This is a genomic window from Chryseobacterium sp. Chry.R1, from assembly GCF_039645525.1.
GTDB lineage: Bacteria > Bacteroidota > Bacteroidia > Flavobacteriales > Weeksellaceae > Chryseobacterium > Chryseobacterium proteolyticum.
In genome coordinates, this window is sequence record NZ_CP151793.1 from 4,405,299 (window position 1) to 4,418,677 (window position 13,379).

Sequence of the window (13,379 nt, forward strand, 5' to 3'; positions counted from 1 at the left end):
ATTATACAATTGTCATGTCAAAAAGAGATTATTACGAGGTTCTTGAGATAAGCAAATCTGCTTCAACCGAAGAAATAAAAAAATCATACCGTAAAATGGCCATCAAATATCACCCTGATAAAAATCCGGGAGATAAAGAGGCTGAAGAAAAATTTAAAGAAGCTGCCGAAGCTTATGAAGTATTGAGCGACGATCAGAAACGTGCAAGATACGATCAGTTCGGTCATGCAGGTGTAGGTGGAAACGGCGGATTCGGCGGTGGATTTGGCGGCGGAATGAATATGGAGGATATTTTCAGCCAGTTTGGAGATATTTTCGGTGGTCATTTTGGCGGCGGCGGATTCGGTGGCGGTGGACGTCAGCAGGTAAAAGGTTCTAATTTAAGAATCCGCATCAAGCTGAATCTTGAGGAAATGGTAAACGGTACCCAAAAGACTCTTAAAGTAAAAAAAATGAAGATGGCAGAAGGTGCCACTTCTAAAACGTGTCCTACCTGTAATGGTTCCGGAGTTCAGGTGAAAGTAATGAACACTATGTTCGGACAAATGCAGACACAGGCTACGTGCGGAACTTGTCAGGGTATCGGAAAAGTTGCCGATAAAATCCCGGCAGGTGCAAATGCACAAGGCCTTATAAAAGATGAAGAGGAAATTACCATCAATATTCCTGCAGGAGCAAGAGACGGAATTCAGCTTAATGTAAGAGGAAAAGGTAACGACGCTCCGTTCGGAGGAGTTCCGGGAGATCTGCTTGTTATCGTAGAGGAAGAAGTAGATAAAACAATCAAAAGAGAAGGAGACAATCTTCACCAGGAGTTATATATTTCATTTGCAGAAGCTGCATTGGGAACCAAAAAAGAAGTTCCTACGGTAGGTGGAAAGGTAAAAATCACTGTAGATCCCGGTACACAATCAGGAAAAATCCTGAGACTAGCCGGAAAAGGCCTTCCAAGCATTGACAGTTATGGAAAAGGAGATATGTTTATACACATTAATGTATGGACTCCACAAAAATTAACGAAAGATCAGAAAGATTTCTTTGAAAAACAGATGTCCAGCGGAGAAATGGTTGCAGAACCATCCGGGAAGGAGAAGACATTCTTTGATAAAGTAAAAGATCTTTTCAACTAAAATATAAAAAGAGGCCTGCAAGGTCTCTTTTTTTATTGGCGTTCTGTTTTAATGTTCCGGCATTTATATTTTCTCACCTAAGACCATAGATGATCAAACTTTTTAAGCCATTACAAAAGATATTTCAGTTTGCGGTTAGCCAATACAAGAATAAAACTGGCAGTCAGTAATGTTATCACGAAAATCAACATTTCGAACGGATAATATAAACCAAGTGTCCATTTCATAATCAGAGGATGTATCACATAGATTGCAGTGGACAAGCTGGCAAGAATTTTAGTATCTATCATTACAGACACATTTTTGCAGTAGATAAATACCAGCGGGCAGGCTAATAATAAAGAAAACAACAGGTCAATATTTTCTGTAGGACTGATCATCATAAAATTAAAAAAGGACTCTGAAATCACAAGCCCGGTCAAAGCAATAACTGTGATCAGTGAAGGCCTGTATCTCATATCAAGGTTAAGCTTATTGATCAGATATCCTACTGTTAAAAAAGGAAAGCATACCAGGAGAAAGTTCCTGTAAGACGGATAAAGATTGATTAATTTGTCTTTTTGGCCCCCAAAATAATGGAGATTTCCTATCGTCTGTAACGCGTAGCCTATACTGAATAATAAAACGATAAGCGCTACTAGAAACCCTACCGGTTTCTTCCTGATTAAAAATAAAATAATCGCTGAAAAAAAAGTTCCTATCAAATACCATAAGTGATGATATCCAAATAGAATGTTTATGAATATATCTTCTTTTTTCCAGAAGGGAATATAAACCAGCGACCAGATCAGGTAAAGCAAAAATGTCCTTACCAGCCACTTTTTAAGCTTTTGTGTATTGTCTACGTAATAAAAATAATATCCCGTAATGATTAAAAATGTGGGCACCGCCATTCTGAAAACCCCGTTAACAAGTACGAAACCAAGTACAGGACGGGTATCCTGAAATAAATGCATGTGCAGGAAGACAACAAAAAATGCAAGGACAATTTTCAATATATCAATGGACAGATTCCTCATGAGCCGTAAACATAATACAGCGTAAACAAGAATGATAAGTCAATCGTCTTGCTGTCTATTTTTAAAAGAGAACCTGCATACATCTATTTACGGGTTGCCAGAGTATATATTTTTTTGCCTAATGTAAAAAGTGCCACGGCAAGTAAGCCCCCTATCATTCCAAACGTAAACTCTTTAAGTACTGATGGCCAGTCAGGGAGAAAATGATGAAGATACGCTATATTATGAACAAAAATTCCTCCGGAAACCAAAATGAGGGCTATTGTTCCCACGATTGCCAGCATTTTAATAATAATAGGTAATGCTTTCACCAGTAAATGCCCCAGTTTGGAGAAAAAGCCTTTATCATTACTCTTTCTGATCAGCTTAAAGCCGGCATCATCCATCCTTACAATTAAAGCCACAATACCATACACTCCTATGGTTGCCAGGAAAGAAACCAAACTTACCGTAATGATTTGTGTCAGTAGAGGATGTTGTTCTTCAAGAACAGTTCCAAGAGCGATAATTACAATTTCGATTGAAAGAATAAAATCTGTGGTAATTGCTGATTTAATTTTCGATTTTTCTGAATTTTCATCATCTTCATTTTTTGTGCTTTCTTCTATGACTTCATGTCCTTTTTTATCCCGATGAAATAAAAACTCAATGATTTTTTCAACTCCCTCGAATGCAAGGTAAAAACCTCCTAAAATAAGAATGATTTCTATTGCAGGCTTATACAGCCAGTGTAGTAAAAACGCGATCGGCAGAATAATTAGCTTATTAATAAAAGAACCTTTGGTAATTGCCCATAACACAGGTATCTCCCGTGATGAAATGAAACCTGTAGCCTTTTCGGCATTTACCGCCAGGTCATCTCCCAAAATCCCTGCAGTTTTCTGAGTTGCTATCTTACTGGTTACAGCCACATCATCCATAAGAGCAGCGAGATCATCTAAAATTGCAAAAAAACCGGAAGCCATATGTAATTTATTATTTAACAACAAAAATAACTATTTAATTCTATATCTCATTTTCTTTTAAAATCAATTTAACAAAGAAAAAATTCATAAATCATAAGAAGCCTTGTGATCGTATCATCTATTTTTTTTATTGAACTTAATAATAAACCTCACAATTCTTCTCATATTTGCCAGGGTATAAAATCCTTAACAATATGGACGAAACTGAAATCTGGGAAAAACAACTGCAATCCATCTGGCAGCAATTAGGGAAAATAAGCAATGAAGATTTTATCCAGCGGATCAAAGATCATGTTCAGCATCTAACGGATAAAAAAGCAATTGCTGATTTTGAAATGGCTTGTGCATTTGATTCAACAGGAAATGAAAAAGAAGCTGAACCATTGTATCGTTCAGCCTTAGACCATGGCTTACCGGGTCTGCGTAGAAGAAGGGCCAGAATTCAGCTTGCAAGTACACTGAGAAACAATGGAAAGATTGATGAGAGTATTCGGATCCTCAGAGAAGAAAAAATAAATGAGTCTGATGAGCTTGATGATGCAGTGGATTCTTTTCTTGCACTTTCATTGTACTCAGCCGGAGAGAGTAAAGAGGCATTGTCCTTAGCGTTAAAAGCTTTATCCCGGCATTTACCCCGATACAACAATTCATTATACATGTACGCTGAAAATTTAGAAACATCCAATAAACATGATAGCACCGGATCTTGAAAACAGCCCTGCCTTAACCCAGAATCATCATATTTTTCTTACATTTGATTTATGAAAAAGCTCATACTCAGATATCATTTTTTTATTTTAGGATGTATCGGCTTTTTATTAAATTCATGTAATTCAAGATTCAGAGTTTGGGTGGGGAATAACAATCAGCAGAAAATTTACAATTTAAAATATGGTGAGCATAAAAGACAGAAGATGGATATTTTCCTTCCGTCGGGATATGCTAAAGAATCCCCTGTTGCTCTTATTGTACATGGAGGGGCTTGGAAGTATGGCAGAAAAGAACATATGATCCAGATCCAAAAAATGCTTTTTAAAAATAATATTCCCAGCATCAACATCAATTACAGGCTGGTTTCAAAATCTAAAAAAATTACTTACAGGGAGCAGTTGGAGGATATCAGCTCGGTAATTGAAAAATTTAATTCTTTAGCGGAGAAAGCGGAACTCCAACCTGATAACTATATTATCCTGGGAGAAAGTGCGGGTGGACATTTGGCTTTACTTTATGGTTACCAGCATCCGGATCAGATCAAAAAGATCATTTCTTTAAGCGGTCCTACTGATTTTTATTCTCCGGAATTTTTACACTCATTTTACTCGAAATATACCTCACCTACCTTACAAAAGGTGGTAGGAACCAGATTTAACCGTCACAACCTATCTGAGGAATTTAAAATAGCAAGCCCGATTGCCAATATTACAAATGTTCCTACGCTGATCTTTCAGGGAAATCAGGATTTTCTGGTTAATAAAAACCAGGGGCTCGCGCTGGATTCGGCTTTAGCAAGCCGGAATATTACCCGTAAACTGGTTTTCATGAAAAATACAGGACATGCCCCAAGATTTTTCAGCAAACGAAAAAGAGACAGTATCATCTACCCTAATATCCTGGAATGGATAAAAAAATAACCTGCAAAAAGCAGGTTATTATATTTTAAAATTCAAATCACTTTATTCAGGTGAATTATCTTCGTATTTACTGTGATCCACTTTCTTACCAAAAAGAAACTTAATAATGATCGGAAGCGTAGTGATCAGAACGATCACAATAATGATCAGTTCGAGCTTTTCTTTAAGATTGATACCAAATTGTTCCTGGAATAATTTATCCAGATAGTGACCTGCAAAGATCAGGATGAACGACCATAGTACTGCTCCGATGATATTGTCTCTGAGGAACTCTTTTTTGTCCATTTTCACAATTCCCGCAACAATAGGAGTAAACGTTCTTACCACAGGTAAAAATCTTGCCATGATAACGGCTAAAGCTCCATGCTTTTCAAAAAAATCATGAGCCTGGTACAGGTATTTTTTCTTAAACAAAAAGGTATCTTGTTTTTTATAAAGAGCAGGACCTGCCTTTACCCCAAAGTAATATCCCACTTCATTACCTACAACAGCAGCAAATGCTACAGCAGTGGCAAGGATGGTAGTATCAAGAAGATCGCTCCCTGTAGAGCCAAATGTCTCTTTGATAATTTCAACAGCATAAATTCCCGAAACAAACAATAAAGAGTCTCCTGGTAAAAAAAATCCTACAAAAAGACCAGTTTCAGCAAAAATAATAAACAGAATCAGCCAAAACCCTCCCATTTTAATATAAAACTCCGGGTTTAATAAATCTTTCCAGCTATTGAAATCTTCCATACATATTGATAAGTAACAAAAATAAGTCTAAAAAGTCTGATTAAGAAATTAATTATAAGATTTTAACTAAAAAACCAGAATAATTTTTACAGGTCTAAATCATCGTCAGAAACCGCGGTTCCATCGGCCATGAGAAAAGCTTTCAGGAATGGCGTAAGATTTCCGTTCATTACCGAATCCACATCTGAAGTCTCATAACCAGAACGTACATCTTTTACCAGTTTGTAAGGATGCATCACATAGTTCCTTATCTGACTTCCCCACTCGATTTTCATCTTATTGGATTCAATCTCGTTTCGGGCTTTCATTCTTTCTTCAAGCTCCATTTCATATAATCTGGAACGAAGCAATTGCATTGCCTTTTCCTTATTCTGCAGCTGCGATCTTGATTCCGAGTTTTCGATAATGATCCCGGTTGGCGCGTGACGGAGACGCACCGCTGTTTCCACCTTGTTAACGTTCTGCCCTCCGGCTCCTGAACTTCGCATGGTTTCAAATGAAATGTCCGCAGGGTTTATATTAATTTCAATAGTATCATCTACTAATGGATAAACATACACGGAAACAAAGCTTGTATGTCTTTTGGCATTACTGTCAAAAGGTGAAATTCTTACGAGCCTGTGAACACCATTCTCTCCTTTAAGGTACCCGAAAGCGTATTCTCCATCCATTTCCAGGGTCACCGTTTTTACGCCGGCAACGTCTCCTTCCTGATAATTCAGCTCCCGAATTTTATATCCCTGCTTTTCTGCCCACATCGTGTACATTCTCATCAGCATTGCCGCCCAGTCACAACTTTCCGTACCTCCAGCCCCTGCCGTGATCTGTATGACGGCTGAAAGCTCATCTCCTTCGTTGGAAAGCATATTTTTAAATTCAAGGTCTTCTATTTTTTCTACCAGTTTTGGAAATGTCTCATCCAGCTCTTTTTCAGAATCAGGATCTTCTTTGGCAAATTCCATTAGAACCTGCAGATCCTCAAACTGAGTAGCAATTTCCTGGTAATCTTCCACCCATCTTTTTTTAGAACGAAGCTGCTTTAAGAACGCCTCCGCCTCTTTCGGATGATCCCAAAATTCAGGAGCAGCCGTTTTTTCGTCGTCATTAGAAATTTCTATTTTCTTCTTTTCAATCTGAAGATATTTATGGAGATCTTCAATTCTGGACTGAACATCTTTTATATGGTCGTTGTTAATCACGAAATTTTATTTTTTGCAAAAATAAGGATAAAATTTTGAGCAAAGAGCGATAGCTGATCAGCAATCATTTTTTCCTGGAGTTAATGTTGAAAAAGATCAATAATATTTTTTGACTCAATGGAAATAGATATTAATCAGAATAAGCTATTATTTGCAGCCATAAAGCCAATAATTATAAGTAAAAAATGTGCAGCTAATATAAATGGCAAACTCTTCTTACCACCAAACCTATCAATAATATTTCCATAAATGGCAAATTGAAGTATGCCAAATACCAGAAAATACATGGATATATTATCCGGTAATACAATTCCTAAAAAGCAAAGTGGAAAAATAACTGTGATCAGAGCATAATTTCCATGACCCGCTCCTGCAAAGAAAACTGATAAAAAAATAAGAGGAACTGTTAATACAGCAAAAAGATTCGTATATCTATATCTCATAACACCTTTAATTGATCTTATCCGCAATGATCTCTCCAATTTTTGGGGCCAGTGCAACGCCCATCCCGGAGAGTCTTACAGCACAAAACTGTCTTTCCGACACCTGTTTTACAATGGGAGTTTTTTCTGAACCCATTGCCATGATCCCCGACCATCGAAGGCCAATTTTAAAATCATGATCAGGCAGAATTACCTCTTTCAAAAAATTTTCCAGATGATTCTGTAAAAATTCAGTAGTCTGAAAATCATGGGTTTCTTCAATCTTAAAATCCTGGTTTCTCCCGCCTCCCAACAGCACCCTGTTTCCTACATTTCTGAAATAATAAAATCCCTCATCGTAATGGAAAGTTCCTTTTAATTTTAAATTTTGAACGGGTTCCGTTACTAAAATCTGACCTCTGGCAGGAATGATTTCTTCATTTTCTAAAAATTGGGAGCTAAAAGCATTGGTACAGTGAATAACCTGCTCTGCATGAACAGACAAATCTTCAGACAATCTGACTTCCATTCCGGTGTTTTCCTCAATTACATCCGTAACCGGTGTTCCAAAAAGGAATTCAACTTTCAGGTCTTGACATTTCTCCAGAAGCTTCTGTAAGAGCTTTCCTGAGTGGAGACTCCCTTCACATGGATTTTCAATCAGAAAGTCCGATTTTCCCAACCCAAATGCTTTGATTTTATCTTGTTGTAAAGAATAAGTGGCTGAAATTCCTGTTATGGGCTTCATTTTTTCATTCACTTCTTGCATCTTTTCTAAGGGAGATTCATTATTCAGGATTTCAAAGCCCCCACTCAAATCAAAATCAATTTCTGAATTCTTAAAATACTTCTGAATTTTCAGAAGCCCTTCAAACCTCATCTTAATCAATTCCAAGGTCTTGTCCCATCCCATTTTTCCCTGATCGGCAATAATTTCCGTCAGGCTCCCAAAGCAGGCAAAGCCGGCATTTCTTGTTGAAGCGCCCAGCGGAATCGGACTTCTTTCAATAATTAAAACAGATAGGTCAGGATGTTTTTCTTTAATGGAAATAGCTGTCCAAAGCCCGGTAAACCCTGCTCCAATAATAATAACGTCCCTTCTCCGGTAAAAGGTTTCAAGTTCCCAGATGCTGTTCATCGGTGATGAGTAATTAGCCTTTGTCTTTTCCTCCCTCCTCTTCACCGTTGTGATGAAAACCTATTGCCCGTGCAGGTTCTTCTACCACTTTATAGGTTTCGAGTTCGGTTCGTAAGGATTTAATCCTGTATTGAAAATCATCAAAATTATTGATAATCGCATCATTTAAAAATTGTTCAACCTGTTGCAGGTATTCTTCTGTAAGTTTGCCCGCTGCATCTCTCAGGGCTCCATTTAAGAGGACATCGTCAATTACAAGTTTTTCATTTTTTGTTCGCTGGTAAAGATTTTTTATCCTCTTCTTCAAACTTTGTGTAAAATCCATCAGCATGGTATTGCTGAAAGCCTTCATTTTGGATGCACTTCCATTCCAGAAAGGTACTTTATCTGCTTTGTTATTTTTAAGGATCTTATAGAGCAAAGAATCGCTTTCCAGCCCTTTCGTCATTCCGTACAGGATAATTTCCGAACGCTCTGCAGCATTAGGAGGAAAAACAGGAATCATTACATCGAATCTTCCCGGCGCCAGAATCTCCTCATCAATCTCCGATACGGACTTGGCAGACCCCACCATCACTACGTCTTCTTTTGCAAATTTTCCGATGTAATGAAGAATGATCTCCTGCGTTTCAAGATTGCAGGATGCCACATTGTTCTCTGCACTTCTTTCCATCATGATTTCATCAAAATCATCCATAAAAAGAAGCACCTTATCCTCCGTCATCATCTTTATGAGAAAATCATTAAAATTTGTTTTATTCCCATCGATTAATGATGTTCCCAGATAATGTTTTTTAACTTCCTTAAACTGATAATTGATGATCTCTGCAATTTTGTTGGCCCAGAAAATCTTACCACTTCCCGGAGGTCCGTAAAGAATGATCCCCGCAGGCTTATTGATTCCCCAGTCTTTTATCTGTTGCTTATTTAAAAATGGCTCCAAGACACTGGAAATATAAAAGAACAGATCCCGGTAACCTATGAAATCCCGGTGTTGAAGACTGGTCTTATGTCCAAAATAGTTGTAAACAAACTGATAATTTCCACCCAGCTTATTATCTATTCCGTAACTGGAAATTGAAGAACGGAATATTCCGTTATCAAAAATATTAGGAGTGCTGTCCTGAATTGCTTTTTCTATCTTTTCTTTAGGCTGATTGATCGTCTCCGCAATTTGTTCAAGGGTTTTATTCTGATCAAGATCTTTTTCGTAGGTCCTTAAAAAATCTACATTCTCGCGGGCAAACTTTTCAAAATCATCTTTGATCTCAAAATTGGTACTCATACATACCCCAAGTTCCAGGTCAAAATCCTGGATAAATTGCTTGATTGCCTCTACGGAAATATTTAATTCTTTTGCAAGCTCAATTAACTTCATATTCACGAATTATACTACCAAATTTAATATTTTAATCTCATACAAGATCAGACAATTTAAGTAAATATTGTAACATTCTGTTAAAAACAAAGACTACTACTATGTAAAACAAATTACATGGAAAAAGTTTTGTCAGTAAAGAATTTAACAAAAAAATTCAAACGAACCGTTGTAAACAATATCTCTTTTGATGTAGAAAAAGGAAACGTTTACGGACTTCTTGGCCCGAATGGAAGTGGGAAATCCACTACATTCGGAATGTTGCTTTCCACCATAAATCCCACCAGTGGCGACTGGTACTGGTTCGGAAAAAAGGGCACAGATCCCGATACTTTAAAAAAAATCGGGGCTATTATTGAGCAACCGAACTTCTATCCATATCTGAGCGCCGAAACCAACTTAAAAATTGTTGCCGAAATTAAAGGAGCTTCCTACCAGCGTATTGATGAAGTTCTGAAGACGGTAAATCTTCTGGACAGGAAGAAAGATCCATTTAAAACGTTCTCACTTGGAATGAAACAGCGACTGGCGATCGCCTCCGCTATGCTGAACAATCCTGAGGTCATGATACTGGACGAACCTACAAACGGACTGGATCCCGAAGGCATTATCCAGATCAGGGAAATCATTTCCAATATTGCCAAGCAAGGAATTACGATCATTATTGCCAGCCATCTTCTGGACGAAATTGAAAAAATATGCAGCCATGTTATTGTTTTAAAGGAGGGGAATTCCATTTACAGCGGGCGGGTTGATGAAATTACAAGCAACAAAGGTTTTTTTGAATTAAAGGCAGATAACAATACGGCACTTTTAAATGCCCTTGAAGAACTGCAATGGTTCAGCTCTATAAATACCGAAAATGATATCATTAAGGCTCAGATTCGTGAAGACGCTTCCATTTCTGCTTCGGCACTCAATCAGAAGCTGGCAGAAAAAGGTATTTTCTTATCCCACTTGTCTAAGAAAAAATTATCGCTTGAAACTCAATTCCTTGAACTTGTAAAAAACACGAATACCAATGCTTAAATTATTAAAACTCGAATACCACAAAAATCTGAATTACAGACCGTTCAGGATTTTCACCATATTGTATTTTGCTATTTTAGTGGCGCTTCTTTTCATCGGATTGGTCGATCTGGATGTCTTTGGTGCAACAATTAATCTAAAGGAACAGGGGATTTATAATTTTCCGGAAATCTGGAACTTTACTACCTGGATTGTAGCCTTGCTAAAGATATTCCTTGGATTGATTATTGTTTTTTCGATCTCACAGGAGTTCAGCAACAGAATGTTTAAGCAGAATACCATTGATGGGCTGAGCAGAAAAGAATTCATCGGATCTAAGCTACTGACGATAACTATTTTTTCTGTTGTATCTACCCTTATTGTATTTGTCATTACCCTTTTCTTGGGATATAATTACTCCAAGGTAACAGACTCTGCATCGGTCTTCAAAGAAATGTTCTTTATCGGAAATTATTTTGTAAAACTTTTTACTTTCTTCTGTTTTTTAATGTTTCTTTCAGTACTCCTCAGAAAATCCATGTTTGTATTTCTAGGATTCTTTGTGTATTGGATCGGTGAAGGAATCTTAACCGCCATCGAAGTATTCCAAAAAGTCCGTGGAACACAGGAACTGGAGAGAATCAAGATTATGAAAGAAGATTTCTTCATCACCCATCTTCTTCCTTTGGAAAGTATGTCTAACCTGATTCCCAATCCTATGCTGAGATTAAATATGGCTAAAATGATGGGATTGAAATATGAATTCACCTATCCTACCGAAAGTTTAATCGCCTGTATTGTTTGGAGCGGACTTTTTATTTTCGGATCATACTGGATCCTGAGAAAAAGGGATTGGTAGTTTTTTTGATTGGATGATTAAAAGATTTGAAAATTAAAATATTAAAAAGTGATTCATTGAGGATCACTTTTTTTATTTTGTATTTGTTATTTTTTTAATTTTATAATGGTAAAACTATAAAAATCAACACAATGGAAAATTTCAAACTTCGTAAACTGGGCAAAAATGAATTAAAAGTTGTGAACGGTGGCTTCAGACAATGTCTTGCAAGTGGCCCCAATCAGGGCTGTGGACCTAATGAGTGCTGTATTGGCAGCGCATGTCATCCGATTTCTGATTCCGGTCATCAGTGGGGATATTGTAATGCACCTACTGTTTAGTTTAATAACACTAAAAAATAAAGGCAATATAATGTAATTGTATTGCTTTTATTTTTCATGATCTTCAGATTTTGCTTGAATGTGGCTGATTATTTTAATTTTATAAAAATGCGAGGCTTGAAAAAAATATATTATTTCCCTGGGCTCATAAGCGCTGTTATTATTCCTTTGTTATTGTGGTATTATGTCCATCAGAGAATTCATACTCCTTATACTATTTTGGATTTAGGACTTCCTTCAAAACATAAATTGAATGACAGCGTAGATAATACATTTGAATCTTTCAGAAACTGGAATTATAAAAAAATCTTTGTCAAACCTAATACCGCATTACAAAATCAACAGTACTACGTTTCAGAACTTCAGCAACTTCAGAAAAGAAATGAAAGGGAAACAGGTATTGAATTCGTTATCGGTGATAAAAATAATCTACAGGATTTCATAGTCCTGATGGATGCTATGGCAATAGCAAAACAGGAAACCTTTGGAATTGATGTGGGAAAAACGGGTCATTTTTTTGCTGTGCATTTTTATAAAGATCCCAACAAAAATACCCGCCCAATTTGTGGAGGCACTGTTGGCGCCCCTATTTACAGCATGAAATATTATTATACAGGATACCAAAAATTTGAATATCAGCTTAAACAATTACCTCAACAAGCCTACTACATCATTTTTGGATTTTTACTATTTTTAAATATCTCCATGTTTAGCATTAAAGATACCGTTCAATTTAATAAAAGACAATAATATGAAAAGGATATACTACTTCCCTGGGCTTATAAGCGCTATTATTATTCCATTATTGTTTTGGTATTATGGGAGCCGGAAGTTTGAGGAGATCAATCTCAATGTTCTTGATATTGGGTTACCTGCTAAGATCAGACCTGGAGAAAAAGTAAATGAATCTGCAACTTTCGAATCCGTACGAAACTGGAATTATAAAAAAATCATAGTAGAACCTAATTCGGCAAGAGAAAATTCCAAACGTTATATATATGACATTAAACAGCTTCAAAAAGAAAACCGCAAGGAATCTGGAATAGAATTTATTTTAAATGACGAAAATACATATGATGACATTATATCTTTATTAAATGATATAGAATCCAGCGGACAATTATCATACTGCTTAGACCTTAACAAAACAGGACATTTTTTTGTTCCTCATCAGTACATTGATCCTACTATAACAAAAATTGATGATGATCAGATTTTTAGATGTGGGACGGGATTAATAATGCAAAGCGATTTGAAGAACAATCCGTCACAACAATTTTACGAATTTGAAACTTCAATTTCACAATTACCCAAGCCTTCATTTTACATCATTTTTGGATTTTTACTATTTTTAAATATCTCCATGTTTAGCATTAAAGATACCGTTCAATTTAATAAAAGACAATAATGAAAAAGATATACTACTTTCCGTGACTTATTAGTGCTGTACTTATTCCATTATTGTTTTGGTATTATGGAAGCCGGAAGTTTGAGGAGATCAACCTCAATGTTCTTGATGTTGGATTACCTGCTAAGATCAAGCCTGGAGAAAAAATAAATATTCATAAAAAA

The 13,379-nt window shown here is 36.5% G+C and carries 15 protein-coding genes; 8 read left to right on the forward strand and 7 right to left on the reverse strand.

From position 1 onward, the window contains the following. The first annotated feature begins 14 nt into the window (after positions 1-14). Complete coding sequence (gene dnaJ, locus AAEU33_RS19610; RefSeq protein WP_172277118.1) at positions 15-1,130, forward strand: molecular chaperone DnaJ; 1,116 nt, start codon at positions 15-17, stop codon at positions 1,128-1,130. A 110-nt stretch (positions 1,131-1,240) separates the two neighbouring features. Here dnaJ and AAEU33_RS19615 read toward each other — a convergent pair whose 3' ends face one another. Both AAEU33_RS19615 and AAEU33_RS19620 read right to left on the reverse strand, forming a co-directional pair. Next, positions 1,241-2,149 carry an acyltransferase family protein gene (locus tag AAEU33_RS19615; RefSeq protein ID WP_345989808.1) on the reverse strand — a complete coding sequence of 303 codons (909 nt, stop codon included), beginning with the start codon at positions 2,147-2,149 and terminating at the stop codon, positions 1,241-1,243. An 83-nt stretch (positions 2,150-2,232) separates the two neighbouring features. Further along, positions 2,233-3,114, reverse strand: coding sequence for a DUF808 domain-containing protein (locus AAEU33_RS19620; RefSeq protein ID WP_172277112.1), 882 nt, complete (start codon positions 3,112-3,114; stop codon positions 2,233-2,235). 194 nt (positions 3,115-3,308) lie between these two features. On the opposite strand from AAEU33_RS19620, the gene AAEU33_RS19625 reads away from it, so the two are divergent. Then, complete coding sequence (locus tag AAEU33_RS19625) at positions 3,309-3,824, forward strand: tetratricopeptide repeat protein (RefSeq protein ID WP_345989810.1); 516 nt, start codon at positions 3,309-3,311, stop codon at positions 3,822-3,824. Positions 3,825-3,875: 51 nt separating this feature from the next. Then, positions 3,876-4,745, forward strand: a complete 870-nt coding sequence (locus AAEU33_RS19630; protein ID WP_345989811.1) for an alpha/beta hydrolase — start codon at positions 3,876-3,878, stop codon at positions 4,743-4,745. A gap of 42 nt (positions 4,746-4,787) precedes the next feature. Here AAEU33_RS19630 and AAEU33_RS19635 read toward each other — a convergent pair whose 3' ends face one another. From AAEU33_RS19635 to AAEU33_RS19655, 5 genes are all read right to left on the reverse strand, one after another. Continuing rightward, the gene (locus tag AAEU33_RS19635; RefSeq protein WP_172277103.1) at positions 4,788-5,483 is read right to left on the reverse strand and encodes a VTT domain-containing protein; all 696 of its coding nucleotides are present in this window, start codon (positions 5,481-5,483) and stop codon (positions 4,788-4,790) included. 86 nt (positions 5,484-5,569) lie between these two features. Beyond that, complete coding sequence (gene prfB / locus AAEU33_RS19640) at positions 5,570-6,682, reverse strand: peptide chain release factor 2 (RefSeq protein WP_172277100.1); 1,113 nt, start codon at positions 6,680-6,682, stop codon at positions 5,570-5,572. A 134-nt stretch (positions 6,683-6,816) separates the two neighbouring features. Then, entirely contained in the window at positions 6,817-7,125 is a 309-nt protein-coding gene (locus tag AAEU33_RS19645) for a hypothetical protein (RefSeq protein ID WP_345989813.1), read from the reverse strand. A 7-nt stretch (positions 7,126-7,132) separates the two neighbouring features. After that, complete coding sequence (locus AAEU33_RS19650; protein ID WP_345989815.1) at positions 7,133-8,242, reverse strand: FAD-dependent oxidoreductase; 1,110 nt, start codon at positions 8,240-8,242, stop codon at positions 7,133-7,135. A 13-nt stretch (positions 8,243-8,255) separates the two neighbouring features. After that, positions 8,256-9,620 (reverse strand): AAA family ATPase, encoded by a 1,365-nt coding sequence (locus AAEU33_RS19655; protein ID WP_172277094.1) that lies wholly within the window; start codon positions 9,618-9,620, stop codon positions 8,256-8,258. Positions 9,621-9,737: 117 nt separating this feature from the next. Here AAEU33_RS19655 and AAEU33_RS19660 point away from each other — a divergent pair, with 117 nt between their 5' ends. The 5 genes from AAEU33_RS19660 to AAEU33_RS19680 all read left to right on the forward strand — a co-directional run bounded on the left by AAEU33_RS19660 (position 9,738) and on the right by AAEU33_RS19680 (position 13,215). After that, positions 9,738-10,649, forward strand: coding sequence for an ATP-binding cassette domain-containing protein (locus AAEU33_RS19660; protein WP_172277091.1), 912 nt, complete (start codon positions 9,738-9,740; stop codon positions 10,647-10,649). After that, positions 10,642-11,487, forward strand: coding sequence for an ABC transporter permease (locus AAEU33_RS19665; protein WP_273647325.1), 846 nt, complete (start codon positions 10,642-10,644; stop codon positions 11,485-11,487). Before AAEU33_RS19660 ends, AAEU33_RS19665 begins: the two co-directional genes overlap by 8 nt. Positions 11,488-11,618: 131 nt before the next feature. Next, the gene (locus AAEU33_RS19670) at positions 11,619-11,807 is read left to right on the forward strand and encodes a hypothetical protein (protein ID WP_345989817.1); all 189 of its coding nucleotides are present in this window, start codon (positions 11,619-11,621) and stop codon (positions 11,805-11,807) included. A gap of 117 nt (positions 11,808-11,924) precedes the next feature. Then, complete coding sequence (locus tag AAEU33_RS19675) at positions 11,925-12,557, forward strand: hypothetical protein (RefSeq protein WP_345989819.1); 633 nt, start codon at positions 11,925-11,927, stop codon at positions 12,555-12,557. 1 nt (position 12,558) lies between these two features. Beyond that, positions 12,559-13,215, forward strand: a complete 657-nt coding sequence (locus AAEU33_RS19680; protein ID WP_345989821.1) for a hypothetical protein — start codon at positions 12,559-12,561, stop codon at positions 13,213-13,215. Positions 13,216-13,379 lie beyond the last annotated feature (164 nt).

Excerpts from the sequence above, each read along its gene's own strand:
- AAEU33_RS19635 (WP_172277103.1), bottom strand. The coding sequence starts at position 5,483 with ATGGAAGATTTCAATAGCTGGAAAGATTTATTAAACCCGGAGTTTTAT.
- AAEU33_RS19680 (WP_345989821.1), top strand. The coding sequence starts at position 12,559 with ATGAAAAGGATATACTACTTCCCTGGGCTTATAAGCGCTATTATTATT.
- AAEU33_RS19670 (WP_345989817.1), top strand. The coding sequence starts at position 11,619 with ATGGAAAATTTCAAACTTCGTAAACTGGGCAAAAATGAATTAAAAGTT.
- dnaJ (WP_172277118.1), top strand. The coding sequence starts at position 15 with ATGTCAAAAAGAGATTATTACGAGGTTCTTGAGATAAGCAAATCTGCT.
- AAEU33_RS19665 (WP_273647325.1), top strand. The coding sequence starts at position 10,642 with ATGCTTAAATTATTAAAACTCGAATACCACAAAAATCTGAATTACAGA.
- AAEU33_RS19625 (WP_345989810.1), top strand. The coding sequence starts at position 3,309 with ATGGACGAAACTGAAATCTGGGAAAAACAACTGCAATCCATCTGGCAG.
- AAEU33_RS19645 (WP_345989813.1), bottom strand. The coding sequence starts at position 7,125 with ATGAGATATAGATATACGAATCTTTTTGCTGTATTAACAGTTCCTCTT.
- AAEU33_RS19650 (WP_345989815.1), bottom strand. The coding sequence starts at position 8,242 with ATGAACAGCATCTGGGAACTTGAAACCTTTTACCGGAGAAGGGACGTT.
- AAEU33_RS19620 (WP_172277112.1), bottom strand. The coding sequence starts at position 3,114 with ATGGCTTCCGGTTTTTTTGCAATTTTAGATGATCTCGCTGCTCTTATG.
- AAEU33_RS19615 (WP_345989808.1), bottom strand. The coding sequence starts at position 2,149 with ATGAGGAATCTGTCCATTGATATATTGAAAATTGTCCTTGCATTTTTT.
- AAEU33_RS19660 (WP_172277091.1), top strand. The coding sequence starts at position 9,738 with ATGGAAAAAGTTTTGTCAGTAAAGAATTTAACAAAAAAATTCAAACGA.
- AAEU33_RS19630 (WP_345989811.1), top strand. The coding sequence starts at position 3,876 with ATGAAAAAGCTCATACTCAGATATCATTTTTTTATTTTAGGATGTATC.
- AAEU33_RS19655 (WP_172277094.1), bottom strand. The coding sequence starts at position 9,620 with ATGAAGTTAATTGAGCTTGCAAAAGAATTAAATATTTCCGTAGAGGCA.